This is a genomic window from Nonlabens sp. Asnod2-A12, assembly GCF_045063745.1.
In the GTDB taxonomy this organism is placed as follows: domain Bacteria; phylum Bacteroidota; class Bacteroidia; order Flavobacteriales; family Flavobacteriaceae; genus Nonlabens; species Nonlabens xylanidelens.
Genome location: NZ_JBEFOB010000003.1, coordinates 453,097 through 479,010, shown reverse-complemented (window position 1 = coordinate 479,010; position 25,914 = coordinate 453,097). Strand labels below are relative to the sequence as shown.

General features: G+C 34.5%; 22 protein-coding genes and 1 tRNA gene. 10 read left to right on the top strand and 13 right to left on the bottom strand.

Annotated elements, in window-relative coordinates; translation table 11 throughout:
• Positions 1-36: 36 nt before the first annotated feature.
• From ACJJVJ_RS02280 to ACJJVJ_RS02265, 4 genes are all read left to right on the top strand, one after another.
• Positions 37-1,365: a dicarboxylate/amino acid:cation symporter gene (locus tag ACJJVJ_RS02280; RefSeq protein WP_405368684.1), complete on the top strand. Its 1,329-nt coding sequence runs from the start codon at positions 37-39 to the stop codon at positions 1,363-1,365.
• A 103-nt stretch (positions 1,366-1,468) separates the two neighbouring features.
• Complete coding sequence (locus tag ACJJVJ_RS02275) at positions 1,469-3,307, top strand: hypothetical protein (protein ID WP_405368682.1); 1,839 nt, start codon at positions 1,469-1,471, stop codon at positions 3,305-3,307.
• Entirely contained in the window at positions 3,307-4,185 is an 879-nt protein-coding gene (locus tag ACJJVJ_RS02270; RefSeq protein ID WP_405368680.1) for a hypothetical protein, read from the top strand. The genes ACJJVJ_RS02275 and ACJJVJ_RS02270 overlap by 1 nt, the downstream gene beginning before the upstream one ends.
• Before the next feature lie 214 nt (positions 4,186-4,399).
• On the top strand, positions 4,400-5,233 hold the full coding sequence (locus ACJJVJ_RS02265; protein ID WP_405368678.1) for an N-formylglutamate amidohydrolase: 834 nt from the start codon (positions 4,400-4,402) through the stop codon (positions 5,231-5,233).
• A gap of 83 nt (positions 5,234-5,316) precedes the next feature.
• Here the strand turns inward: ACJJVJ_RS02265 and ACJJVJ_RS02260 are convergent, their stop codons facing one another.
• Complete coding sequence (locus ACJJVJ_RS02260; protein WP_405368676.1) at positions 5,317-6,492, bottom strand: hypothetical protein; 1,176 nt, start codon at positions 6,490-6,492, stop codon at positions 5,317-5,319.
• Positions 6,493-6,746: 254 nt separating this feature from the next.
• Between ACJJVJ_RS02260 and ACJJVJ_RS02255 the strand changes: the two genes are divergently transcribed.
• On the top strand, positions 6,747-7,349 hold the full coding sequence (locus ACJJVJ_RS02255; RefSeq protein WP_104514962.1) for an alkylphosphonate utilization protein: 603 nt from the start codon (positions 6,747-6,749) through the stop codon (positions 7,347-7,349).
• A 4-nt stretch (positions 7,350-7,353) separates the two neighbouring features.
• On the opposite strand, the gene ACJJVJ_RS02250 is transcribed toward ACJJVJ_RS02255, so the two are convergent.
• Entirely contained in the window at positions 7,354-7,887 is a 534-nt protein-coding gene (locus ACJJVJ_RS02250) for a methylated-DNA--[protein]-cysteine S-methyltransferase (RefSeq protein ID WP_405368674.1), read from the bottom strand.
• Positions 7,880-9,121 (bottom strand): ABC transporter permease, encoded by a 1,242-nt coding sequence (locus ACJJVJ_RS02245; RefSeq protein WP_104514960.1) that lies wholly within the window; start codon positions 9,119-9,121, stop codon positions 7,880-7,882. Before ACJJVJ_RS02245 ends, ACJJVJ_RS02250 begins: the two co-directional genes overlap by 8 nt.
• 122 nt (positions 9,122-9,243) lie before the next feature.
• On the opposite strand from ACJJVJ_RS02245, the gene hisS reads away from it, so the two are divergent.
• Positions 9,244-10,614 (top strand): histidine--tRNA ligase, encoded by a 1,371-nt coding sequence (hisS, locus tag ACJJVJ_RS02240; protein WP_405368672.1) that lies wholly within the window; start codon positions 9,244-9,246, stop codon positions 10,612-10,614.
• Positions 10,615-10,691: 77 nt separating this feature from the next.
• Here hisS and ACJJVJ_RS02235 read toward each other — a convergent pair whose 3' ends face one another.
• On the bottom strand, positions 10,692-16,043 hold the full coding sequence (locus ACJJVJ_RS02235; RefSeq protein WP_405368670.1) for a LamG-like jellyroll fold domain-containing protein: 5,352 nt from the start codon (positions 16,041-16,043) through the stop codon (positions 10,692-10,694).
• 502 nt (positions 16,044-16,545) lie between these two features.
• Positions 16,546-16,619: transfer RNA gene (locus ACJJVJ_RS02230), tRNA-Met, on the bottom strand.
• A 148-nt stretch (positions 16,620-16,767) separates the two neighbouring features.
• Between ACJJVJ_RS02230 and ACJJVJ_RS02225 the strand changes: the two genes are divergently transcribed.
• Together ACJJVJ_RS02225 and ACJJVJ_RS02220 are read left to right on the top strand one after the other, a co-directional pair.
• A complete protein-coding gene (locus ACJJVJ_RS02225; protein ID WP_104514957.1) occupies positions 16,768-17,157 on the top strand; it encodes an START-like domain-containing protein in 390 nt (129 codons plus the stop codon).
• A 49-nt stretch (positions 17,158-17,206) separates the two neighbouring features.
• Positions 17,207-18,043 carry an aminotransferase class IV gene (locus ACJJVJ_RS02220; RefSeq protein WP_405368667.1) on the top strand — a complete coding sequence of 279 codons (837 nt, stop codon included), beginning with the start codon at positions 17,207-17,209 and terminating at the stop codon, positions 18,041-18,043.
• Here the strand turns inward: ACJJVJ_RS02220 and ACJJVJ_RS02215 are convergent.
• The 5 genes from ACJJVJ_RS02215 to ACJJVJ_RS02195 all read right to left on the bottom strand — a co-directional run bounded on the left by ACJJVJ_RS02215 (position 18,040) and on the right by ACJJVJ_RS02195 (position 22,558).
• Positions 18,040-18,600 carry a YqgE/AlgH family protein gene (locus tag ACJJVJ_RS02215; RefSeq protein ID WP_104514955.1) on the bottom strand — a complete coding sequence of 187 codons (561 nt, stop codon included), beginning with the start codon at positions 18,598-18,600 and terminating at the stop codon, positions 18,040-18,042. The two genes, ACJJVJ_RS02220 and ACJJVJ_RS02215, sit on opposite strands and share 4 nt — an antisense overlap.
• A gap of 169 nt (positions 18,601-18,769) precedes the next feature.
• Positions 18,770-19,042 carry an HU family DNA-binding protein gene (locus ACJJVJ_RS02210; protein WP_104514954.1) on the bottom strand — a complete coding sequence of 91 codons (273 nt, stop codon included), beginning with the start codon at positions 19,040-19,042 and terminating at the stop codon, positions 18,770-18,772.
• Positions 19,043-19,195: 153 nt separating this feature from the next.
• Complete coding sequence (gene fmt, locus ACJJVJ_RS02205; RefSeq protein WP_405368665.1) at positions 19,196-20,149, bottom strand: methionyl-tRNA formyltransferase; 954 nt, start codon at positions 20,147-20,149, stop codon at positions 19,196-19,198.
• Complete coding sequence (locus ACJJVJ_RS02200; protein WP_405368663.1) at positions 20,142-22,028, bottom strand: ATP-dependent DNA helicase RecQ; 1,887 nt, start codon at positions 22,026-22,028, stop codon at positions 20,142-20,144. Before ACJJVJ_RS02200 ends, fmt begins: the two co-directional genes overlap by 8 nt.
• A gap of 2 nt (positions 22,029-22,030) precedes the next feature.
• Positions 22,031-22,558 (bottom strand): AAA family ATPase, encoded by a 528-nt coding sequence (locus ACJJVJ_RS02195; protein ID WP_405368661.1) that lies wholly within the window; start codon positions 22,556-22,558, stop codon positions 22,031-22,033.
• 68 nt (positions 22,559-22,626) lie between these two features.
• Between ACJJVJ_RS02195 and ACJJVJ_RS02190 the strand changes: the two genes are divergently transcribed.
• Together ACJJVJ_RS02190 and ACJJVJ_RS02185 are read left to right on the top strand one after the other, a co-directional pair.
• Entirely contained in the window at positions 22,627-22,914 is a 288-nt protein-coding gene (locus ACJJVJ_RS02190) for a DUF493 family protein (protein WP_104514950.1), read from the top strand.
• A 63-nt stretch (positions 22,915-22,977) separates the two neighbouring features.
• A complete protein-coding gene (locus ACJJVJ_RS02185; protein ID WP_104514949.1) occupies positions 22,978-23,649 on the top strand; it encodes a DUF4290 domain-containing protein in 672 nt (223 codons plus the stop codon).
• A 64-nt stretch (positions 23,650-23,713) separates the two neighbouring features.
• Here the strand turns inward: ACJJVJ_RS02185 and ACJJVJ_RS02180 are convergent, their stop codons facing one another.
• From ACJJVJ_RS02180 to ACJJVJ_RS02170, 3 genes are all read right to left on the bottom strand, one after another.
• Positions 23,714-24,205: a Dps family protein gene (locus tag ACJJVJ_RS02180; RefSeq protein ID WP_104514948.1), complete on the bottom strand. Its 492-nt coding sequence runs from the start codon at positions 24,203-24,205 to the stop codon at positions 23,714-23,716.
• Between the two features lie 244 nt (positions 24,206-24,449).
• A complete protein-coding gene (locus ACJJVJ_RS02175) occupies positions 24,450-25,298 on the bottom strand; it encodes a DUF1853 family protein (protein WP_405368658.1) in 849 nt (282 codons plus the stop codon).
• Complete coding sequence (locus ACJJVJ_RS02170; protein WP_405368656.1) at positions 25,299-25,913, bottom strand: WbqC family protein; 615 nt, start codon at positions 25,911-25,913, stop codon at positions 25,299-25,301.
• Between the last annotated feature and the right edge of the window lies 1 nt (position 25,914).

The following is a 25,914-nucleotide window of genomic DNA, read 5'->3' as shown; positions in this document are numbered from 1 at the left end:
TATTACACCACATAGAAAAAAAGAAGACGTCTTTACATGAAGAAATTAGCATTACACTGGCAGATATTAATAGGAATGATTCTCGGAATCGCATTTGGGTTTGTAATGACTCAAGTGGATTGGGGAAAAGAGTTCGTAGGTGACTGGATAGAACCTTTTGGTAAAATCTTTGTCAACCTTCTTAAATTAATAGCTGTACCATTAATTCTGGCATCTCTTATAAAAGGAATATCCGACCTTAAGGATATTGCAAAATTCCGTAATATGGGATTGCGTACTGTGGTTATATATATTGCAACCACGGTAATAGCTATTTCTATAGGTCTTGTGTTGGTAAACGTTTTTGAACCAGGAGAAGGAATTTCTCAACAAACTATAGACAATCTGAGTGCTACGTATGAGGGTAATTCAAATATTCAAGGAAAACTAGCGACTGCTGCAGCTCAAAAAGATGCTGGGCCATTGCAAGCGCTGGTTGATATGGTACCTAGCAATGCCGTTGCTGCGATGTCTAACAATAGTCTCATGTTGCAAGTAATTTTCTTTGCAATATTCTTAGGGATTTCTATGCTATTAATAGGAGAGAAAAGAGCACAACCATTAAAAGACTTTTTTGATAGTTTAAATGATGTTGTTCTTAAAATGGTAGATCTTATCATGCTTTTTGCTCCATTTGCTGTATTTGCATTATTAGCGACAGTAGTAGTAACGTCAGACGATCCAGAGGTGCTTCTTGCTTTACTTTATTATGCACTTACTGTAGTGGCTGGTCTAGTATTAATGATAGTGGTGTACTGTGTGATTTTTGCGCTTTACGTTAAAAAATCTCCATTGTGGTTCTTAAAACAAATTGCACCAGCACAATTACTTGCCTTTTCAACTAGTTCGAGTGCGGCTACATTACCAGTTACTATGGAACGTGTAGAAGAGCATATGGGTGTGGAGAAAGAGGTTGCTAGTTTTGTGCTACCGGTAGGAGCCACCATTAATATGGATGGTACGAGTCTTTATCAGGCAGTTGCAGCCGTATTTGTGTGTCAGGCCTTGGGTATTGATCTATCTTTGAGTGCACAGTTAACAATTGTCTTAACTGCCTTGCTAGCTTCTATAGGTAGTGCTGCCGTACCAGGTGCTGGAATGGTTATGTTAGTAATCGTGCTAGAATCAATTGATTTCCCTAGCGACTTATTACCAGTTGCTTTAGCATTAATTTTTGCAGTAGATAGACCTCTCGACATGTTGCGTACAACAGTAAATGTCACTGGTGACGCAACAGTCGCGTCAGTAGTAGCAAAGTCACTTGGTAAATTTGGTAAACCTAAAGTAAAAGATTGGGATGATCATCTAGACGAAGTATCCTCTTAGTATTTTTGTTAACGCTCTGTTAATTATTTATTAATAAGGTAACATATAGTTCATGTATTATTGAGTTTTAAAAGCTATATTTATAGTTCTTAAAGCGCATAGAATGAATAGATTAATACTAATTAGTACCTTATTACTGTCTCATTTATTAATGGCACAGGTAGGAATAGGTACCGCAACTCCAGATCTAGCCGCTGTTCTAGATATTAATTCTGAAATAGAAAGTGGTGTTTATGGAGGTTTAAAATTACCGACTGTTACCATCGCTCAAAGAGCAACTATAGCAACACCTATACCTGACGGTTTGATGATATATCTTAAGGATGGAAACATACGTTGCGTTCAGATATTTGATGAAACAAGAAGTCAATGGATGAATTGGTACTGTATGAATGAAGTGCCAGAAGCATCGAGTGTTGATTATACAGGAGTTTTAGAAGTAGGTGAAAGTTTAAATGGTAGTTATTCTTACAGTGATGGAGAAAATGATTCAGAATCAGGTTCTGTCTTTCAATGGTATCGTGCAGATGACGTGAGTGGAACTAATCAGGTTGCTATAGTTGGTGCTACTAGTCTTAATTATACAACTGTAGCTGCAGATGGTGGTTTCTTTATCGCTTTAGGTATTACTCCTTATGCAAGTTCTGGAGCTAGTCCTGGTGTAGAAACGTTAAGTGATTATAGAGAGATTGAATTTAAACAGACAGAAATTGATTTTGCATCTGTATCTACTAATTTGTTAGAAGATGATGTCACTACTATTACTGTAAATGTAATAAACCCAAGTCCTTCTGTAGATACTGTTGTAGAACTGAACCTTAATTCTAGTAGTACGATAGGTATATTAGGTGTCGATTATGACATAGATAATAATAGCAATACTGTAACTTCTTATCCTTTTACGGTTACTGTACCAGCAGGTGCAACAACGATAAGCTTTGATGTATACTCCTATGCAGATGATGAAAATGCTATAGATGAAATTTTGATTCTTGATATGCAGAATCAGTCAGGAGGAATTAATACGATAATAGGTACTAATGCATCTCATACTATTACAATGAACGATGACGATAGTGCTACTCAGGTTCAATTTAATAGTATTGCTTATTCTGAGACTGAAGACGGACTTGTAGGTTCTATAGATGTGGATATAATAAATCCGTCTAGTATGACAGCTACATCAGTAGAGGTTGTTTTAAATGGATCTTCAACTGCTGTTAACGGTACTGATTATGATACTGATGGACTAGGTACGTCATTGACCTTTCCTATAACCTTAATCTTTCCTGCTGGTAGTTCTAGCTCTCAACAAGTTGATTTTTTTATTACTAATGATTTATTGTCAGAGGGAGATGAAACTGTAATCTTAGATTTACAAAATATAAGTGGAGGAATAAGTGCAGAGATAGGCACTAATGCTTCTACTACATTTACAATAATTGATGATGAGATACCATTATTTGTGGAAATGAATCAAGATTTTGACTCTAATGTTAATTGGGGATACACCGTTTCTCCTACTGCATATCATGTGGGTGAGGATGTCTGGGATATTGTAAATTCTATGACCTCTATATCTACTTTAAATAATAATTTCTGGGGTATGCGGGACCTTGATAATACTAATGGAGGTGGTAGTTTTCTACATACATTAACATTTGCAGATGTAGATGTTTCTGGCGCAATTAATCCTATTTTTAGTTTTGATTATGAATCACAAGATTTAAACGCTGGAGCAGACCGATATGGCTACGAGTTATTTTATGATGGAGTAAGTCAGGGTGAGATAAATATTTGCGCTGGTTGTGATACTGACTTACAAGGAACGATTACTGTTAATATTCCTGCGACAGTGACCACCTTTAGTGTTGTTATGTACGGTAGATTTAATGGTGGTAGTGACCTTGCCGCTTTTGATAACTTTAGACTTTATCAATAATGAAATATTTTAAAACTCTTTTTATCCTTATACCTTTCATAATCTCAGCTCAGGTTGGAGTGAATACAGATTCACCTCACCCTTCAACTGTCTTAGATATTGATAGTAATAACACCATCAATTTTGGCGGTTTGTTAATTCCGAGCATACTAGAAGCACAGAAAAATTTAGTTTTAACGACTATTGAGTCAGAAGGTACTCTACTTTTTGTGACGTACCCTAGTGGAGTTCGTTGTTTAGAAATTTATGACGGAATTCAAAATGTGTGGCAAAAAATCAACTGTTTAAATTTAGACCCAGTCATACTTTATTCTGAAGACTTTGAAAGTTATGTAGATGGCACAGGTATTAATAGTTCTGGTGGTTCAGGTGATTATCCTTCGTCAGTGTCTAAATGGATTCTCAATGATGTTTTGGGGAGCCTAGCGTCATCAGATTATGTAGAAACTCAATCTGGTGTTTTAGAAGCAAATGATACTAATGGACCTATACAGTTTGATACGCAGTCTATAGATATTACTGGGTATTCAAATATTTCTTTTAGCCTAGACATTAGTGGATCAGGTACACTAGAATATAATCCCTCTCTACATGCAACTGACGATACCAATATGGTAAATGACTATGTCAACGTATCTTATTCAGTAGATAATGGTCCTTTTGTTACCATAACTGACTTTAACGGTAATGGTAATGCAAATCATACATTGCTACCTTATTATGTAAGCGGTGGTGCTGGTAGTGCTCCATATTTCCCAAATGACACCGTTGTTTTTACCGGTTTAAGTGGTTCTTCTTTAGTGATAAGAGTTCAATTTCAAAATTGGGCTGGTGATGAATTCTTTTACATAGACAACATAGAAGTATTAGGTAATTAACCCAAATTCTTTTTTCTAATCGTATTTTATGAGAAAGAAATGATTATTCATGAATTATGTTAATTCCTTCTTAGATTTAATGCGTCTTATGAAAACAAATCCTTAAAAGGGTTAATTTTACTTATATCATTATTTATCGGTCTGTTGCTTTTTTGTAAAAGTGAGACCATTTATTAGTTAATATATATTTAAAACCCTCATAGCATCTCATTACATGGTTAAATTATCTATTCTTGAAATCATAGAACGAATTGAAAACGAAGAAATATTCCATGCCGTAGTAGATGATTATTCTTTTTCAATAAAGATAGATGACTACGTACCATATGCTTGTGCTGCGATTAATAACGGCCATCATTTTTCACAAGATTTGAGAGATAATTGCTTACTCAATATTCAGGAGCGCTGGTATGAAGAAGACCCTAGTACTGGGCAGATGATAGCTGGTTTACCTATAACTTTAATAGCTCTAGATAGTAGATTTGAGTATGACTTAAACAGACACCCACAAGATGCTATTTATGAAACAGCTTGGGGAAAAAATGTTTGGAGAAAACCGTTAAATTCAGATCAACATGATAGATCCATCCGTAAACATGATAATTTTTATAAAGTAGTGCTCACCCTTATGGTAAAGCTAGAAGAACTATTCGGGAGTACGGTTTTTTATGATTTACATTCTTATAATTATAAGAGATGGGATAGAGTAGTGCCTGTTTTTAACATAGGTACTAGTAATGTAGATAAAGAAAAGTATGGCACCGCTATAACGCAATGGCAGGATATTTTAGATGGAATGTCGTTACCTATAGATCAAAAAATAGTGTGTAAGATAAACGATGTTTTTGAAGGAAATGGTTACTTCTCGAGATACGTAACTGCAAATTCATTAAATTCTTTAGTATTAACGACACATGTGGCAAAAATTTACTGTAATGAAACGTCTGGAATAGTTTATCCAGAAGTGGTGCATTCTATACAAGATCTTTTCAAATATTATATAAAAGCTCATGCCCATCGTTTTTATGATAGACATGATGCTTATTAATCTTTAAATAACGAGAAGTTGTTTTACTGTTCCGCTTTCGCGAAAGCGGAATTACCACAAATAATGCAATAAGTACGTTTATCTTATCTCTTAATATACATCACTGCAGAGTCTTCAATGTATTTAGTAGGCTTAAATTGTAAGATAAAATTTTCTTTTACAAGTTTTAAGTCCTCTCTTAATTCTTTGGCTCTTTTTACAAATTCTTTGGAGAAATTATCTTCATTAGAGAATTTAATAAATAGCTTTTCATACTTCTCAATATTGTTGAGCATGCGACCAGTAAGCTCTCCAAAGCGTATTCTTATAGATTGTACCTGGTACATGTAAGTTTCTACATTACCCATCCAGTTTTGATTATTACCGTTTTCTAAGGTATTTAATTTCAATAATATTTTATCTCTACTGTACAACTTAAAAGCATCGATATCTGAGTCTAGAGTGGCTGTTAGGAAAGTCTTGTACTTAGTTCTATCTATATTGTAAAAAGCAATTTGCTTATCTACTAGCGCTTCATATTCTGACTGTAGTTCTTTTAACTCGCTGTCTATAGTTTTCCATTCATTGTCGAGTATAGATTTTTCAGATTCAAATTGACCAATAGAGTTTAAGAGCATTAAAACTCTCGGTGTTTTTTCTATAAGGTCTTTGTCTCTACCTTTTAACTGTGATAAAATTAATGTGATTCCAGAGGTTACCGACTGTGAAATAGAACCAAAAAGTGGGATGTCATTAGTAGAATCACTTATCAAAGAGACGGTTCTATTAATAAAATCGAGTGTAGCGTTGTCTCCTTTTTTCTTTACATACCATTTATCATACTCAGACTTCCATGCTGTAAATTCTGAGTAGCCTTGTAGATTATCAAATTTACCTAGTTTGGTATAAAACCCATTTGAGGATAAATATAACTTTGCAGGTTGTATATCTTTTTGAATTTTGATAAGTTCAGTAAAAGCAAGTTGTCCGTTAGATTTAATCTTTACTTTAGGACTTTCTTCTAGTATTTTAATTCGGTTATCTAGTTCCTTCTGTATCTGTTCTTGCAAGTCTAATTTGCGACCATATTGTTTACCACTTATTTGCGATAATTGCTCGGTTAAATTAGTGATTTTGAATTGGTTATTATTTAATTCCTTCTGTAGTTTATTAAGTTCAACATCTCTTTCTGTTTTAATCTGTTCAGAAATAGTGTCGTCTTGGGCTTGTGCGGTAAAAGTAATGGTACAAAATAGTAAGAGCGATAACAATTTTTGCATGGGAATAAATTTGGTTTTCATTTCTTAAAACGCATTTAAGAACTTTCTATTTGATGTTTTAAAATTTAAATATATTAAAAAGGGAGTTATTAAGGATTACCTATTAAAAGGTATTTTATCGTCTCATTTTTTAAGATCCTACAAAGTCAGTACTATTTCATGTATATTAAGATTAAAAACAAGGTAATTAACCTTACTATAAATAGGTGTACCTCTCAGAGAATATGTAATATTGCAAATACCAAAAAATAGCTATGTCAGATTTACGTAAACAGTTAGAAGACCGATCAGGAAACGCTTGTGAGCTTTGTGCTGCAACAGATACACTAGAAGTAAAGGTTAACCTCGATACTTATCAAGTACCAGATTCTCCTAAGAATGTTAAAGACACAGCTATTCTAGCTTGTGAGACTTGTAGAACACAATTAGAAGATGAATCTCTAGTAGACGCAAATCACTGGCGAGCGCTTAATGACTCTATGTGGAGTCCAGTACCTGCTGTACAAGTAGTTGTTTACCGTATGTTAGATCAATTAAGACCTCATGGATGGCCTGTAGACCTTATTGATATGATGTATCTAGAAGACAGTACTAAACAATGGGCCGAGGATGGTATACACCGTGGTCCTAAAATCATTCATAAAGATGTGAATGGAAATATCCTTCAAAGAGGTGATAGTATCGTAATCATTAAAGATTTACCGGTTAAAGGTTCTAGTCTTATCGCAAAGCGAGGTACAGCGGTACGTAATATCTCTTTAGTGCATGATAACGCAAACCAGATAGAAGGTAAGGTAGGGCCTACACAAGTGGTTTTATTAACGCAATTTGTAAAGAAAACTTCTAAAGAAGATTAGAAATTTAAAATAGGCTTTGTTGCCCATTTGATAAATCAACTCCTTCCATGTGAAGGAGTTTTTTTTTGGCAGGTAACCCACCTGCATATCCAGTTAACGATCCATCTGCACCTATAATGCGGTGACATGGTATAATTATAGAAATGGCATTTGCTCCATTTGCACCTGCTACTGCACGTATAGCTTTTTCGTTATTCAGCTTTCGCGAAAGCGTAACATAACTACAAGTTTCTCCATAAGGAATAGTCTGTAGAGATTTCCATACCTTTTTTTGAAAATCTGTACCGAGAAGTAAAAGCGGTATATCAAATATTTGAAGATCGCCTTTAAAATAGAGGTCTAATTGTTTTATAGTAATATCTAGAAGTGAGTGTTGCCCTTCTTTATAGTTAGAGTTTAAAATACTTTGAACACGAGTGTCTATCTGGTTGCGTTGTTTTCTGTAGCGCCAGTCTCCTAGGCACAATTGATCTTTATAGACGCCTAGAATTAATTCACCTACAGGAGATTTATAATAGGTTGTAATAATGTTATTCATAACGCAATGACTCGATAGGGTCAAGTCTTGCAGCTTTAATAGCAGGTATAAGACCAGATGCTATAGCTATGGCGATTGATACTATGGTTGCTGCAATAATCGCACTCCACGGTATTTCAAACGGTATTTCAAATCCAGAAGAGACTAGAAAACCTATTAACATACCTAGTAAAATACCTAAAAAGCTACCATACTGACTTATTAAAAAGGTCTCAATAAAAAATTGCCATGAGATGGTACTACGTTTTGCACCTAGAGCTTTTCTTACACCTATTTCCCTGGTACGCTCTGTTACAGAAACCAGCATGATATTCATTAATGCAATAGAAGAGCCAAAGATGGTAATGACACTTATTATAATAGCGGCAAAATTTAAAATACCTTTTAGATCATCTAACTGACTCATTAATTGGTCACTTTGTATAACACCAAAGTTAGTAGACTCTACAGGAGATAGACCTCTAATATTACGCATAAGAACAAGAGCCTGATCCTTTGCAGTATCCATAAGATTCTGATCAAACACCTTAACACTTAAATCATAATTAATGTTAGGAGAGGTGTAAATACCACGGGCAACATCGATAGGTATTAATACACGTAAATCAACATTGTTACCAAAGGTAGAACCCTTTGCTTCTAGAATACCTACTACAGTAAATTTATTACCTCTTATACTTAATGTCTTTCCTATAGGGTTAAAACCTTGAAAAAGTTCTTCTTCCATATCACTACCTATGATACAGACTTTTGATTTGTTTTTAATATCTAGAGAAGAGAACATACGTCCTTCTCCTAGTTTAATCCCTGCATTTTCTGCATAATGCTCGTTAACGCCTGCAACGATTACGTTAGGTTTTGTTTTACGGTCTTCACTTTTTACCTCTGCGGCGCTAGTGGCCTGAAAAGAAAGTCCTACCTGTGTATAAGCTGGATCATATAATTCTTCAAATTCCTTAACCTCTCTATAAGTTATAATAGGATTAACAACAGTACGCTTGTTACCACCACGTCGTTGAAAAGTTTGTGCATACCGCTGTATGTAAAACGTATTAGTCCCTATTCCAGAAAATCCATTGGAAAGGGTAGAGGATAATGCATTTACAGAACTAAGTATACCTACTAGGGCAGTTATACCTATGGCTATAATGATAATGGTAAGTATGGTACGCAACAACTGGCCTTTAATGCTCTGTTGTGCGATGCTTATATTTTGGCGTAGTAATCCTAACATGGAAGTAAGACTTATAAATCGATAGAAAGTTACAAGATCTAGGTATAAATTATCTTTTTATTAAAATTAGTTTATGAACAAGCATGAGATAACTGTTTATATTTGCATTCTTAAATATTATTATGGCAAAGAAACCATCCATTCCTAAAGGTACAAGAGATTTTAGTCCACTAGAAGTACAGCGCAGACAGTACATCATGAATAAAATTCAGCATCATTTTGAGTTGTATGGATTCATGCCTATAGAAACACCTAGTTTTGAGAACTCTGATACCTTAATGGGTAAATATGGAGAAGAAGGTGACCGTCTTATATTTAAAATTTTAAATAGTGGTGAGTATCTTAAAAAAGCTAGTCCAGAACTTTTAGAAACAGGAAAAGAAAACCAGCTGACTTCTCAAATTTCTGAAAAAGCACTGCGTTATGATCTTACCGTACCATTTGCTAGGTATGTAGTACAACATCAAAATGATATCACATTCCCATTTAAGCGTTACCAAATGCAAAATGTATGGCGTGCAGATAGACCACAGAAAGGGCGTTTTAGAGAGTTTACACAATGTGATGCAGACGTGGTAGGAAGTAATTCTTTATTACAAGAAGTAGAACTGGTACAATTATATGATGCCGTTTTTACAGATCTAGATCTTAAAGCGTGCACTATAAAAATAAACAACCGTAAAGTTCTTGCTGGTATTGCAGAGGTGATGGGAGCTGAGGATAAGTTGATAGATTTTACTGTAGCTCTAGATAAACTAGATAAGATAGGTAAGGAGAAGGTACAAGAAGAGATGCTTTCCAAGGGAATCGATCAAAAAGCGATCGATCTTTTAGATCCTGTTTTTTCACTTACCGGTAGCTATGCAGAGAAGATTGCAAGCATGAAGGAATTGCTTAAAGATTCTGAAATAGGGCTTAAGGGTATTGAAGAATTAGAATTTATAAATTCCTCTATCACTCAAATGCCATTAAAAAGTGCCGTTCTAGATCTAGACATCACACTTGCACGTGGACTTAATTATTACACAGGCTGTATTTTTGAAGTTGCCGCGCCAGAAGGTGTTGCTATGGGAAGTATAGGCGGTGGTGGTCGTTATGATGATCTTACTGGTATATTTGGTTTAAAAGATGTGAGTGGTGTAGGTATCAGTTTTGGACTGGACCGTATTTATTTAGTGATAGAACAATTAAATCTATTCCCAGACTCTGTTAGAGCAGGAGTAGAGGTGTTGTTTATTAACTTCGGTAAGTCTGAAGCGCAATATTGTGCTGGATGGTTATCTCGCTTTCGCGAAAGCGGAATTAAAACAGAGCTCTATCCAGATAGTGCAAAAATGAAGAAACAAATGAGCTATGCAGACCGTAATGCCATACCTTATGTGATTCTAGCTGGTGAGAATGAAATAAATGATGGAAAGCTAAATTTGAAGAATATGGCTAGTGGTGAACAACTACAATTAACTCCAGAAGAGATTATCTCTAGACTTTCTTAAAATAGTAAATTTTTTATATAAACAAAAGCCTTTGAAATTAATCAAAGGCTTTTGTCATTATATAGCAGGCTATTTCTTTATTTAATAATCACTTTGCGAGATTGTAAACCAAAGTTAGTGTCTAGTACAATGATGTAATTACCGCTTGCTAGGTTAGCTACTGGCACGGATATGATACCATCCTGGGCGGTAACGTCCCATGTTTTTACTTGCTGTCCTAACATGTTAGTAAGGGTTAAAGTTTCTACTAGAATCTCTTGTCCTTTCTTTACATTGAGAGTTTCTGTACCTGCAGGCGTGTAAACGATAAGATCATTTTCTTGTAATACAACATCTTCATTACTCAAAGTTACTGGATCGTTAAATACTATAGAGTAACGTGTAGAGTTTACACCAGCAGCAAGGATCGGGCTGTGGTAATCTCCATTCATTAAATCAGTATAGGTATTTAATACAGCGTCTTTCAAGAATATTTTTTGCGTTGATTCTACATTTTTAATATCATCTAGTTTTATAGTAATACTTCCTGCGGCATCTAGTTTTACCATAAGAGGTAATTCTACGAGAGGATCCATAGCATTAATTCCTTGAATGGAAAGGTTTTGATTTCCTAAAATAAATGCCATGTCATCTATTTGTTCATCTATTTGAACACCGTCGAAAGCATTATCATAACTCATAGAAGCATTTGCATCTATGGTAAGTAATAGCTGTCTGTGAATCGTACTAGGACTATCAAAACCTAATCTTATCTTAGGTCTAGGGTCATTAATACCGTTGTAATCATCATAAGCCACGTTACCAGAACTTGCTCCAGGTGCAGCGACAAATAAACTATTACCTGAGGCTTCTGTTACAAAGTTTCTTTGGTCATTTCTAAATCTTATGGTACCGTCTGTTATACCTGTTACAAAGAAACCTTGCGCTACAGGTACAAAACGTTCTGGACGTTTAGTAGGAATACCTCCTTGGTTCACATCAGGATTAGAGGTTCCTATCGTTGCATTTGCAACACCACCAGAGTAGTTGTACATCGCATATCCACCTTGGTATCTAGCTAGTATGTGTGTGTTTCCACCCCAGTGTTCCCAAAAGTATAAGGTACCATCTAGATTAGGATTATCTGATATAAATTCATGTGCATCTAGTGCGCTAGGGTAGGGATTACCTATTAAGTAATCATTACCAGCATTAATAGGAAGATCTATATCTCCATTATTAGGTTTACCTACAAATACATAATTCTGTTCTGTAGCAGATCCTGTTCCCTTCATAGTCCATCCTTCTCCTGAGTTAATAGCCCCATTAGGTCCGGCATACTGCCAGTTAGAATAAGTATTACTGGTTAAATTACTGTATTTATATAACCATCTACCAGAAATAGTTGCTGCTGTTGTAGCGTCTCCAGGAATACCATCTCTTACTCCAGTTCCTGTCCAATTGAGATCTCGTGGGGTATTTACTAGAGTACCGTCTTTAAGTACGTTATCTAGAGTATATCCATTATTGTTGCTGTTAACAGTTGTAATGCTTACAGGAGAACTCCAGTAATTATAATCATATGTTATACCTGTTCCTTGTTGATCTCTTTCTATATAACCTGTTGTAGATTCTAATAAATCACTGTTAGTTAATTGTACTAATTGTGATTCTCCTTTTAAATCTATAGAGCTTTGAAGATCTAGAACATGAGTTATGGTTAAACCATGATCATTATCTACGTTCATTTCTTTACTTTCTACAAATAAGCCTAATAGAATTATATCTGTATTAGAAATAGTTACTTCGTCTTTAGTCCTAACAATGTTCCAATTTATCTTTTCAACGACTCCATTTATTACTCTCGTACTACCAGGTGTATAGAGAAGAGAGCCGTTTTCCCAACTAGAAGTATTTTCCCATACTCCATCAGCACCACTGATGTAAGGTAATGGCGCCGTTTGATTTCTTAATTCAAAATAATTTTCATTTGCCATTCTACCATATCCTTTGTTTACTGACTCATCATTTAATGCTGTTCCTATAAAGCTGTTCATACTATAGTAAGCAGTAAGATCATTCCAGTTTAATCCAGATATATCATTCTTAGTAATGGTAGTAGGTATGGTTTTACCAGCAACAAGATTTGAATTTTCTTGTAGCTCTTGGTTCATGATAAATCGTATTTGATTTTGACTTAGTGCAATATCCCACATTCTAATTTCGTCTATTTCTCCATTAAAATGATCATGAGCAGTTTCATCTTCATCTATTCTAGCACCTATGCCTAATAGGTTTCCATCTGGTAAAGGAGTAGAGAAGGGTTCTTGAATATCTACAACACCATCTATATAAATTTTTGCAGTAGTCCCATCATAAGAGAAACCTATATGTCTCCATACACCATCACTCAAAGCAGTATTAGATACCATTTCTTGTAAGGTACTTCCATTCCATCTTAGGGAAATACGGTTGTCATTCTTAAGAGATAATTGAAAACCAGTACCATCTGCTCTTTTTGCAACGATAGTTCTTTCTGTATTAGTACTGTTGAGTCCTGCACTAAGTACCCACGCACTTGCAGAGAAGTTACTACCTAAACCTTGTGGATTATCGATGATGATATGGTCGTCTACACCATCAAAAGAAACACTTCTATCGTCATATTTTACATCGGTAATACCTAATGTGAAGTATTTGATTCCGTCAAAATTATATGACGCTCTTTCATAAGACCCATCATTGGAGAAAAATCGAGTTTCTAGGTTAGTTGTGAAATTAGCATCGTCTGCTACTATTAATACATATTCTCTATTGGCGGTTAGTGCTGGTAAACCTGAAAAATCAGAAGTAGCTACTCTTACTTCTGTTGTAGCAATGTCAGTAGCAGTCTTTTCTTCTATTTTCCATATGCGATTTACCCTGGTGAGACTAGTAGATACCGAATTTGCAATTCCTAAGTCGTGATTTATAACTGTAGCATATGCGTTCAAATCCTGACCATTGTGTCCCCAGAAAAGGAAGTCCTTGTCATTTTCAAATACTTCTAAATTTTGAGAACCTAAATCTTCCACCTTATCTAGACCTATTGCTACTATACTTGTAGAGTTCTCGCTTTTAGATTGTTTTTGAAATAATTCAGATTTATCGTCGCGAGCTATGGCAGCAACATCATAATTAAATTGTGTGTTTGAGCTATAATCCCATATAACATTATCATCAGAATCTAGATAATCCCAGTCAGCTCTATGATCATCTAGTGTACTACTAGGTTGATGAAGAGAAACCCCATTTTTAATAGCTAGATATGAATAGATTCTTTGTTGTACTAATTCTGACTTTCTATCGCGATAACTGAAAACTTCTGTAATCTCACCGTTGAGGTGTGTTTCAAAAGGAAGACCGTTTAATTGATATCTACCAGCAGCTATATAAAAAGGTTTATTTGAAAAACCACTAAAATTTAATGTCTGTCTTGTCACTTGTGTTACACCTGTCTGATTATCGATTTTACGACCGTTTAAATAAATTTCAGTTTGGTTATTTGCAGGGTTGTTTTTCACATTCAGAATATGTACATCATCAAAAGTTCCTGAAGCATCAGATAGTGCTCTTCCATAACTACCATCTGCTGGGTCATTTTCAGATACTGTTCCAACACTATGAGCAATCACCTCATCATCATAACGAGCAGATACAGGTCCCCATCCTAATCCAGAAGGATCTTTTGCTGGATTAATAGGTGCATATTTTGCGCCTAGTAACATGGTCTCACCAGCTAGCGCTCCTGTCATATCTATGGTACTTCTAACCACTATCCAGTAATCGTTAGAGTTAAAACCTCCTTTACCTCTTAAATGTTGTTGTTGAGATCTATCAAATGCAACAGTAGAGTTAAAGTTAATATTGTTGGTGACGTTATTAGCAAAAACAGGTGCGCTGGCAGGGACTTCAAATGCATCGTTATCGAGAGCTTGATCCTCCCATAATGGCAACAGAGTACCGTCGGTAGATGCAATATCTTGTGATCTTAACCACAGAGTAAGATTATCGTTAACATCTGCTGGACCGTCAGGTGCGGTGTCTGTAATAATTTTGCGTCCAGTAATAATAATATTGTCAAAAAGGACCCCATCATCTGTATTAGAACCATCACTTGCAAATGCTATTCTAAATCTCAAATTAGGATTATTAGCTGCAATAGTAGGTAGGTCATGGCTAGCTTCTTCAAATCTACTTAATGAGTTATCTAAATTTGAATTATCACCAGTCCAGCCGTCTGCATTATTTGCAAAACCATCTACATCTCCAGAATTATACCAGTTCTCGCCAGATGAATCTGTCCCCAAAGTATTCCAGGTAGCACCACCATTACTACTATATTGTACTCTCATACCGTCATCACCGTCGTTAGTATTAGTCCTGAAATCTATCCAGAATTTTAAATCTGTATAACCTAATGTGGATATTATAGGGCTCGTTACGGTAGCGCTAGCGTTAGAAGGGAAGTTGTTCCAGTTATCAGTATACCAATAATCTCCTTCACCTTTTTCATTAAAAACGGTACCAAGGCTAAATTCAAAACCACTAATAGAAGTAGAAGTCCATCCACCAGTCCCAGCATCAAAATTTTCATAATAAAGAGTAGATACTGGTCCAGCAGAGCTAGCTGTTATACTAAAGTTGTAAGTACCTTCATCAGCATCATTAGAATTTAATTCTATGGTGGCGTGACTTAATCCAGGAACGCTACGCGAGAATTCAATGGTAAAATCACTAGAAGATCCTGCAGGTATACTATTTAAAGGTTGTGATGTTACAGCAAAGTCTCCAGCATTAACACCACTAATGGTTACAGGAGCTCCTGACAAGGTAAGTGGTCCAGTTCCAGTATTTTCAATAGTAAATGTTTTTGATAAGGAAGTTGATCCATCTGCAATACCGAAGTCGGTCGAGTCTGCAGTATCTGGAGTGCTGTCATTATTAGAAATGCTTAATCCGTTACCTATGATATCTATTTCTGGAGTAGGTGCACCACAACCACCACCAGAAACATTGAAGAAAAAGGACGCGCCACTTTGACCACCAGTTATTGTAGAAGTTAAAACAGGGCTTCCGCCAGAATTCACAGTAACAGAGCTGGTTCCCCATCCGTTATTGAATCTATCAAAAAGTCTAATTCTATAATTGTTTGCGTCAGGAAGGCACCCAAAGTCGATAGTCGTTGAGTATGATCTATTGGCTCCGTTATAACAGTTAGTAGGATTACAGTATCTACCTAATTCAGTTCCAGCTGGATCATACACCAATACGTAATTTTGACCAGAATTTGTGGGCCAATTGATATCCAGAGTGACTCTACTAGTTTGTGCTATGCTAGAAACGCTTATTAGAAAGAATAAAATAAATACAAGAGAATAGTTTTGTTCAGGTTGGGTAATTTTTTTCATGTGTACTTAAAATTGAATTCAGGGTACACGAATTTAAATGTCATTTATCGATATAAATCGTATTTTAGCAATAATATCGATGAATTACCCATTTATTTTACCATTCGTCGAATGTTAGTAGTACGGTTGTATCGATAAATTGTTGTTTAATCGGTTTAAATGTACTAATTGTTAGAACTATACACTGTTAAATGGAATTTATGATAAAATATAGATTCTTTTTAGGAGGTTAACATATGTAAAAAGAGATATTGATCTAAATTGATGCTATGATGAGGTATGTATTAAATAGGAGTGGAAGAATCTTAAAGAAACAATGTATTGATAACCATATTTAAGTATTTAATTTATTTTATCAATAGGTAAATGTTGTAATGTTCAACTTTAAAATTCTTTTTTAATTGTAGGAAGTCTAAAATCTAATCTAGTTGCTGGTAAAATTAAGTAGGGAAGAAGAGTATATAAATAAAAAAATCCCTTACTAAAAATAGTAAGGGATTTGTAGCGTGGGGCGGGCACGATCCGCCGACCTCAGCATTATGAGTGCTGCGCTCTAACCAACTGAGCTACCACGCCATTTTACTTAATTACGTTACCGTTTTTAAGCGGCTGCAAATATACATTAATTAATTTTTGAAATCCAAATGTTATTCATTAAAAATTTAGATTAATTTGTTTTTTAATGAAACAAATTAAGCCTTATATTGCCACAAAAGTTTATTAAATGCAAGAACCAATCAAATTTGACCTAGAGTTTCCTATACAAGCTTCACCTACTTTATTATATCAACACGTTGCGACTCCTTCTGGAATGTCTGAATGGTTTGCTGATAATGTAAATAGTCGTGGAGAATATTTCAAATTTATTTGGGACGGACAAGAGGAAGTAGCAAAAATAATTAAAAGAGTAGCGGGAGAAAGAGCTCGTTTTCAATGGGATTATGATGAGGATACTGAAAAGTTCTTTGAACTCAGAATTCAAGTTGATGAAATAACTAAAGATGTTTCCTTAATGATTACTGATTTCGGTGATGATGATGACGAGGTAGAAGAACAAAAAATGTTCTGGGAAAATCAAATTAGTGCTCTAAAAAAGGTCATAGGATCCAGATAATAGATAATTAAGAATTAATTTTGAGCCCTGAAATACAGGGCTTTTTTTTATGGTAATAGTTAATCAAGAATTTTTAGAAGAACAAGACGCATTAATTCCTTTTGATAATAGAGGTACCTTTTATGGTGATGGTGTGTTTGAAACATTAAGATGTTATAATGGCGTAGCATTATTATTTGAAGATCATTATTTTAGATTAATGTCTAGCATGCGCATTTTGCGTATGGATATTCCGGATTTTTTTACACCAGAGTTTTTAGAAGAAAGTATTTTAGAACTTTTAACTAACGAAGGTCTAGAAAAAAATCACGCTAGAGTAAGAATCACAATTTGGAGAAAATCTGGTGGACTTTACACGCCAGAAGATCTCGGTGTTAACTATTCTATTTCTTGTACTCCATTAGAACATGCATACATAAATGATGGAAAGAAAGAGGTAGACTTATTCAAAGATCATCTAGTCTATGCGTCTATGCTTAGCAATTTGAAATCTACTAATAAAGCGATCAATATTCTAGCTGGTATTTTTGCCAAAGAGAATAGCTATGATGATTTGTTATTACTCAATCAAAATAAAATGATTGTAGAGGCCATATCTGGAAATGTATTCTTACGTAAAGGTGATGTCATTAAAACACCACCTATTTCTGATGGTTGTTTAACAGGAATAATGAGAGCTCAAATAATTAAGCAACTTAAGAAAATGCTTAATTATCAATTTGTAGAAGAAACTATCACACCATTTGAATTACAAAGAGCAGATGAAATCTTTGTTACTAATATGGTTAAAGGTGTTCAAAGCATTACTAAATATCGTAAAAAAGAATATAGCCTGGATACGGCAAATGAATTAACAGAATTACTTAACGACACCTTCTTTCATTAATTGTAAGAAGGGTTTTCTGGCGCGTTAGACCATAATTCATAAGCACCACCTAGGTTTTTCATTTTCTTCTTCCAGATATCATGCATATTGTCAGATAGTAGGTCTTTACTGTCTGTATTTTCTACCACTACCCAAGAATGAGAGTCTAATTCATTTTCTAGTTGAGAGCGTTCCCAACCAGAATAGCCTAGAAAGAACTTTATTTCTTCACCAGTAATAATCCCTTTTTTTAAAAGATCACTTACAGCGTGAAAATCACCGCCCCAGTATATACCATCTTCTATTAAATGAGATTCTGGTATAAGGTCTGGAATGTTGTGTAAGAAATATAGATTATCTGTTTCTACTGGGCCGCCCTGATAGACTTCTAGTTTTAATGAGATTTCAGGTATCAATTGATCAAGAGTACAGTCTAGTGGTTTATTAAGTATAAAACCCACCACACCTTCTGTATTAAACTCAGTAAGTAATATAACCGACCTTGAGAATGAATCATCACCGATAACAGACGGTTCTGAAACCAAAAGATTTCCTTTTTCTGGAATTACATTTTTCATAGAGTTTAATTAGTTAAAATAAACTTAATAAAAATTTACCAATTTCCTACTAATTTTATCAATTTAGAATGTATCTAGTGATAATTAATCAAAAAAGTAGGTTAAAAAGAAAAGTCCCGAGCTTAAACTAGTTAAGTCGGGACTTTTAAATGTTTAAACTAATTTAAAATTAGTTTACAGCTTTTTGTAAATCACTACCTGCTTTGAATTTTACAACTTTCTTTGCAGCGATCTTAATAGTTTTACCAGTTTGTGGGTTTCTACCTTCACGTGCAGCTCTTTTAGAAACTGAGAAAGAACCGAATCCTACTAGAGATACTCTATCTCCTTTTTTAAGAGACTGTTCTACATTTCCTAAAAATGATTCTAATGCTTTTTTTGCTGCTGCTTTTGAAATTCCAGCATGCTCTGCCATTCCTTCGATTAAATCTGTCTTGTTCATAATTGAATTTAAATTAATGTTGGTTAAACTAAAACGTGAAACAAATTTATACGGAATATGCGACCACACAAGGATTAGAGCGTAAAACTCGATGATTTGTTCATAAAACCGACAGATTGTTAATAACTATATGCTTTTAGAAGGTAAATGCGCTTAAGCCACGTCAAATCTAGCATCAGGATCAAATGTATATCCATTGAGTAGATCTTTTACTTTCATACGCTTTTTATTAGGTATTTGTATCTCATCTATCTCTATCATGTATTTACCACATGCTATCACCATTTTTCCTTCTTCTATTACAAAACTACCAGGAGTCATTTTATGGTCTTTTTCTATTACGGTAGATTTATGAATCTTAACCACCATAGCTTCTTTATTAATTAAGGTTGCCTTTGCAACAGGATATGGATATAAACCTCTTACAAGTGCATCTACTGTGCTTGCAGGTTGTTTAAAATCAATTAAAGTATTGCTGTTATTTAATTTTGGTGCATCTTTTAAGTCCTGCGAGTCTTTTTGTATAGTAGTAGTTATGGTTCCTGCCGCTATATTATTTACTGTTTCTAAACTTAATGAAGCACCCATAGCCATTAAACGGCCATAAAGTGAGCCTACATCTTCTAGTGGTGCTATATCAGTTTCTTGATTTGCAATGATAGCACCGGTATCTATTTTTTCATCGATAAAGAAAGTGGTGACACCAGTTTTCTTTTCTTGGTTGATAATAGCCCAATTTATAGGTGCAGCACCTCGATATTGAGGTAATAAACTAGCATGTAGATTAAAGGTACCTAGTTCTGGCATTTTCCACACGGCCTGTGGTAACATTCTAAAAGCTACAATAACCTGCAGGTCTGCATTGTAAGATGCTAATTCTTTTAAAAAATCTTCTGATTTTAAATTAGTAGGTTGTAAAACTGGTAGCTCGTTTTCTACGGCGTACTTTTTTACGTCACTTTGGTTAATTTTTCTACCTCTACCGGCAGGTTTATCTGGCGCGGTAACTACAGCTACTATAGTATGGTGTGATTTATTTAAAGTATCTAAAACTCCAGTTGCAAATTCTGGAGTTCCAAAAAATACAATTCTCAATGATTTATCCATTTAATAGGTATTTATTATCATTAGTTACGGTTACTTTACCGCTTTCTAATAATGATTTTATTTCTGTTATGATTATTGATTTGGGCTGTTTAATAAGTCGTTCTATCTCTACTATATCTAGAGGTTCTTTTTGTAAAACATGCCATACTTTTTGTGGTATAGATGTAAGTGATTTATCTTTTAAACAGTTGCTACATTTACCACAGTTAGAGGTTGGTTTTTCTCCAAAATAAGCTAGTAACATACTATTAATACAGGTGTCTGTATTAGTTATCAATCTTACGAGTGCTTTTAACTTATCCAGTCGCAATTCATTCTGTCGTTCTAGTTCTTTAGAAAAACTGTTGATTACTCGCTCGTCATCTCTAGGTATTAAATAGGTTATTTGTAGATCTGTGTTAGTAATAGTGGCTTCTATTAATTCTTGATCATGTAATAATTGTAAGGTCTCGTAAACTTCGTTCTCACTAGTATTACTTCTCGTTGCAATTAATGCTGCATTGATTTGTAGGACCTGATTTGCACTACTACCATAGGTGCGCAATATGGACTGTATGATAGCATTAACGACAGGCCTGTTTTGAGCAAAGTACATGATTTGTTTTCCGCTTTCGCGAAAGCGGACACTAGACCGTCTATGGTAACCTTGAGAAAGACTTATGACACTAAATCGCTCTAATGCGGTTAATGCGCTGTAGGCTTGCATACCGTTTAATTGATAGGTACTGCAAAATTGTGAAAATGATAAAGGATGTGTTTCTTGTTCACCTTCTCCTAGTGCTATTCTCAAATAATTAGATAATTTGCGGTATATAAACTTGAGGTAAGTAGGAGTAGGCTGTGATTTTATAAACTGATTATAAGCATGCTCGAGGTCGTTGCGATTATAAATGCTGTAGGCTATGCTAGGTAATCCATCTCTACCGGCTCTACCTGTTTCTTGATAGTAACTTTCTATACTATCTGGTAATTGCATATGGACTACAGTACGCACGTCTGGTTTATCTATTCCCATACCGAAGGCGTTAGTCGCTACCATGACTTGCAACTGATTATGAAGCCATTGATCTGATGTTTTTGCTCTTAACTTATTGTTTAAACCGCCGTGGTAAAATCCTGCTGTAATACCATTATGTAGCAGCTGTTGCGTGTATTCTACAGCATTTTTTCTACTTCTTACATAGGTAATGCTACTACCTGGATGTGTCGCATAAAAACTATTGAGTGAGCTTCTTTTATCACCAGTTTTATGGATATGATAATCTATATTACTTCGCTCATAACTAGATTTAAAAACTCTATAATTATCAAATTCTAGGGTTTCTATAATATCTTTTTCTACGGTAGGAGTTGCTGTAGCGGTAACAGCTATAACAGGTACTCTGGGATGTAATTCTTTTAATATATGTATCTCTCGATATGCAGGTCTAAAATCATGTCCCCATTCACTAATACAGTGTGCCTCATCCACAGCGATAAGGTTCACATTCATTTTAAGAATGCGTTCTTTTACTAATGACTGCTGTAAACGCTCTGGACTTAAGTATAGAAAATCATAACTGCCATAAATACAGTTATCTAAAACATTATCTAGATCTTGATAGGATATACCACCTGTAATACCTACCGCTTTTATATTGCGTTTTTTAAGTTGGTCTACCTGGTCTTTTATCAATGCAACAAGAGGCGAAATAACTATACATATTCCATCTAATTGTATGCCTGGTATTTGATAACAAATAGATTTACCGCCAGCTGTAGGTAATAGAGCAAGCGTGTCTTTACCATCTAATACGTTAGAGATTATGTCCTTTTGTAAAGGTTTAAAGTTCTCATAACCGTAAACCGTGTTTAATATGTCTAACGATTTGTTGATCAATATTATAAATGGTTCTTTATAAAGTTAAACCTGCCTTCTATGTCTAGTTTAGGCACTTCTATAAGAGTATAGTTTAATTTAGTGTAAAAGCGTTTAAGAATATCACCTAATACGACCGCTTCTTCATAGCTTTCATAACGCTCTGCATCGCTTTCATAGATTTCTTCCCATGGTGGTAGAAAAAACACCTGGTCGTACCTGTGGTCGTCACATGCAGTCATGTATTCATCTGGGATATCATCACCGGTAAATACATGATAAGAAGGTACGTCTGGAATGCCTCTGTCATAAAAGTTTATTCCATTTACTGCCTCGTTATATTGAATGATACGGCCAGCAAGTAGTTGATTACTAAAAGCAAAAGGGTCTGTTAAAAATAATTGATCGATGCCTTCTTCTTGAGCCTTTGCGGTTACTTCTCTAGATATTTCATGATGGACTTTAAAACCATTAAGTTCTATCGTTTTAAGGACACTAGTTTTACCAGATCCTGGACCACCTATTATTAAGATTCTTTTCAACTTTTCCATAAAGTACAAAATAACTAAATCTATGCTTAGTAATCGTGTCTATCATGAATTATATTTGCATCGATATGATGGAAGGAAAAAAATCTGAAGAATTTTACGCAAAGTTGAAACTACAACTTGCTGATACCAGTTCATGGCCAGCAAAATATCTATATAAATTTATAGTTCCGTCTCAAGGGACGCAAATTAAAGAGATAGAAGATATATTTGATAATACAGGTGCTGTGATTAAAACTAAAGAATCTAGTAAAGGAACTTATACAAGTGTTTCTATCATGGTAAAGTTAAAAGATCCTGATGCTGTTATAGAAAAATACAAAGAGGTAAGTACTGTAGAAGGTGTTATATCACTTTAAGTAGATTAATTACAACTTTTTATGTATTTTGCAACACTTCACAACAAGTAATACATTTTCAATTTGATATCATCACTAGAATATAATACAGAGCGTAACCAGCTCGTTATACCTGAATATGGAAGACATATTCAAAAACTAGTTGAGCACTGTAGAGCGCTAGAAACTAAGGAAGAACGCAACCGTATGGCAACTGCCATTATAGGTGTGATGGGAAATCTAAATCCACATTTAAGAGATGTAGCAGATTTTCAACATAAACTGTGGGATCAATTATTTGTAATTGCAAATTTTGATCTAGATGTAGACTCACCTTATCCTATTCCAGATAAGGAAGTTCTTGCAGCGAGACCAGCGAGAATGACTTATCCTCAAAAAAGACCTCGTTATAGGTTTTATGGAAATAATATCCAGAGCATGATTAACATCGCTTTAGGATGGGAGAAAGGAGAGAAGCGAGAGGCTTTAAGTTATATAATAGCAAATCACATGAAGAAATCTTTCCTTAACTGGAATAAAGACTCTGTAGATGATGCTGTTATTTTCAAACATTTGTTTGAATTAAGTAATGGAGAGATTAACCTTGCTGCCAAAGAAGAAGATCTTCTAGAATCTAAGTCTTTGATTTACCGTAACACGAGTAGTAATCGTGTTAGTAATAAAAACCATCGTCATCATAAAAAAGGTGGTCGCAGTAATAATAATAACAACAATAATAGAAGAAGAAGAAACTAATTCTTAAACATAAAAAAGTCCCTTTTTGCAATAAAAAGGGACTTTTTTATGTGTTAATTGAGAGTTATACAGACTTTCTAGTACTCTCTGTATTCATTCTCCATGCGTCTAACATCCACGTTGTAGTTTCTAACTCTCTGATATAAGCGCCTATTAAATCAATAGTACCCTCGTCTTCACATTCTCCGGCAGTTTCTACCACTTTTGCCATTTGTGTAAGAATACTTCCATGATCTTCAATCAGGTTGTTCACCATTTCTATATCGGTAAGTTCTGACTTAGTTTCTTTTAAGTTAGATAATTTTAAATAATCACTGTAGTTAGAAGTAGGTTGGTATCTTAAGGTCAATATACGCTCTGCAACTTCATCAATTTTTAAAATCGCGTCGTTGTACATTTCTTCAAATTTTACATGAAGATCAAAGAAAGAACGACCTACTATATTCCAGTGGTAATTTCTCAATTTCTGGTAGTATAGGTGATAATCTGCTAGGAGTATATTAAGTTCTTTACTGGTGTTTTTTGCTTTTTCTAAATCAAAATTTAAATAATTCATTTCTTGGTTATTTTAGTTTTTTAAACATTATATCACTGACATCTAATAGAAGACGCTACTTTACCACTATCGATTTGAATTCTAAGATTAATTAAAAATATAGAAGACTATTTTATGGTTTTATGATGATATAAAGGTAGTTAGACATAACAACTCATGTTTTGAATATTGAGTTAAAATGTGTTTATGAAATCACAAATAGGTGTGAGTGATTAAAATATAGTAGAACTCTATGCAGCGAGTTTTACTTTATCACAAAGAATCGCTCAAAGGTGCTGTCTTCTAATTGCATCCATATTAACGGTGCAAATCCACGTGATAGACTGGCTGTAGTTAGTTCTAAAATTTGAAGAAATGTAAAAGATTCCTCTAACTCTTGAGGTTTCATTTTCCACTCATACTTTTTAGGTAAGAAATAGATGTTTGATGTTTCCGCTTTCGCGAAAGCGGAATACTTAAAGTAATATCCCACAATACTAGCTTTATTAATGTACTTAAAGGAATGATTCCATAGCCTATGAGGAATAAACACATGCGCTATAAAACAGACCTCCTGATGCATTTTATGAACGTCCAGGTCAAATTGATCTAATATATCTTGTGTATGCTCATTGTAAAGTAAGGGTAACTGGTGGTTTTTAAGGTGGTCGATTTTACGGACTAAATTATCCTTTCCATTAGGCCCTTGATACTTACTAAGCTCTTGTCTTATTGGGTCTTTATCACGTACATCTTTATCGATATCATAGATATAAAATTTGTAAACTAATTCTACATGAATAATTTGTTTACTGCGTTTTTCTTGTACGATGTAATCCAGTTCACCTATGGTAATTTTACCTTTAAAAACTTGTTGATTGGACACTAGTAAGTTATAGTTACTAGACTGCTCAATACAGAATTTAAAAAAATGTTCAGCTCTTTTACCTAAAACTGTTTTTTGAGGTATTATAGGTAAATCAATAGAATCTTTCTCTTTTAAATGGTCAAATTTGAGACTGGAGAAATGAAATTGATCAAGGCCTAATAATGTTCCTGACCATAGGGTAGCAGTGCTATAAAAGTTTTTAAATCTTGCTAGACTGTTATCCATTTATAATTTATGGTATTGTTTTTTAAGATATCTACCAGCTGCAGGTCCTAGATTAAATAATAGATCTAAGCCACTTAATGGTTGTGTAAAACCATGCTTTTCTTGAAATACCTGAATGTATGAGTCTAGTTGAAATAAGGCATCACCTTTGGCCGTAATGAGTCTTTTTGCAAGTGCGTTATCCTCATAATTAACAACTCTATTTATAGTGCGATCTATTTGAAGATGGTGCATCAAAAAATGAAGGGTTTTTATATTCCACTCTAATAATGAAGATGGTATTTCCTTAAATAATTCTTCTAGGTCGTCTTGATAATATTCAAAATAGGGACTACTGTAATAAGCACTCTTTATACTCTTTAAATGCGTAGAAGCCCAGGCTTGTGAATTATCTATTTCTATCGAACTGTACAGTACAGAATGTCCTTTTTTTTGATGAACAATAGGAATGTTAAGTGCTAGTTTACCATTTGCTGCAGCAATATAACATCTGTTTCTATAAGTTTGTTTTACATAACTATCCTGCTGCTCGAGAATAATATTCTGAGCATGATGTATATGAATGAGTGTAATGACATCCACAAAGTAGGAGGGATGAATAATCAAATCATTCATA

Coding starts and splice junctions, on each gene's coding strand:
- ACJJVJ_RS02280 (WP_405368684.1), top strand. CDS start 37: ATGAAGAAATTAGCATTACACTGGCAGATATTAATAGGAATGATTCTC.
- ACJJVJ_RS02275 (WP_405368682.1), top strand. CDS start 1,469: ATGAATAGATTAATACTAATTAGTACCTTATTACTGTCTCATTTATTA.
- ACJJVJ_RS02270 (WP_405368680.1), top strand. CDS start 3,307: ATGAAATATTTTAAAACTCTTTTTATCCTTATACCTTTCATAATCTCA.
- ACJJVJ_RS02265 (WP_405368678.1), top strand. CDS start 4,400: ATGGTTAAATTATCTATTCTTGAAATCATAGAACGAATTGAAAACGAA.
- ACJJVJ_RS02260 (WP_405368676.1), bottom strand. CDS start 6,492: ATGCAAAAATTGTTATCGCTCTTACTATTTTGTACCATTACTTTTACC.
- ACJJVJ_RS02255 (WP_104514962.1), top strand. CDS start 6,747: ATGTCAGATTTACGTAAACAGTTAGAAGACCGATCAGGAAACGCTTGT.
- ACJJVJ_RS02250 (WP_405368674.1), bottom strand. CDS start 7,887: ATGAATAACATTATTACAACCTATTATAAATCTCCTGTAGGTGAATTA.
- ACJJVJ_RS02245 (WP_104514960.1), bottom strand. CDS start 9,121: ATGTTAGGATTACTACGCCAAAATATAAGCATCGCACAACAGAGCATT.
- hisS (WP_405368672.1), top strand. CDS start 9,244: ATGGCAAAGAAACCATCCATTCCTAAAGGTACAAGAGATTTTAGTCCA.
- ACJJVJ_RS02235 (WP_405368670.1), bottom strand. CDS start 16,043: ATGAAAAAAATTACCCAACCTGAACAAAACTATTCTCTTGTATTTATT.
- ACJJVJ_RS02225 (WP_104514957.1), top strand. CDS start 16,768: ATGCAAGAACCAATCAAATTTGACCTAGAGTTTCCTATACAAGCTTCA.
- ACJJVJ_RS02220 (WP_405368667.1), top strand. CDS start 17,207: ATGGTAATAGTTAATCAAGAATTTTTAGAAGAACAAGACGCATTAATT.
- ACJJVJ_RS02215 (WP_104514955.1), bottom strand. CDS start 18,600: ATGAAAAATGTAATTCCAGAAAAAGGAAATCTTTTGGTTTCAGAACCG.
- ACJJVJ_RS02210 (WP_104514954.1), bottom strand. CDS start 19,042: ATGAACAAGACAGATTTAATCGAAGGAATGGCAGAGCATGCTGGAATT.
- fmt (WP_405368665.1), bottom strand. CDS start 20,149: ATGGATAAATCATTGAGAATTGTATTTTTTGGAACTCCAGAATTTGCA.
- ACJJVJ_RS02195 (WP_405368661.1), bottom strand. CDS start 22,558: ATGGAAAAGTTGAAAAGAATCTTAATAATAGGTGGTCCAGGATCTGGT.
- ACJJVJ_RS02190 (WP_104514950.1), top strand. CDS start 22,627: ATGGAAGGAAAAAAATCTGAAGAATTTTACGCAAAGTTGAAACTACAA.
- ACJJVJ_RS02180 (WP_104514948.1), bottom strand. CDS start 24,205: ATGAATTATTTAAATTTTGATTTAGAAAAAGCAAAAAACACCAGTAAA.
- ACJJVJ_RS02175 (WP_405368658.1), bottom strand. CDS start 25,298: ATGGATAACAGTCTAGCAAGATTTAAAAACTTTTATAGCACTGCTACC.
- ACJJVJ_RS02170 (WP_405368656.1), bottom strand. CDS start 25,913: ATGAATGATTTGATTATTCATCCCTCCTACTTTGTGGATGTCATTACA.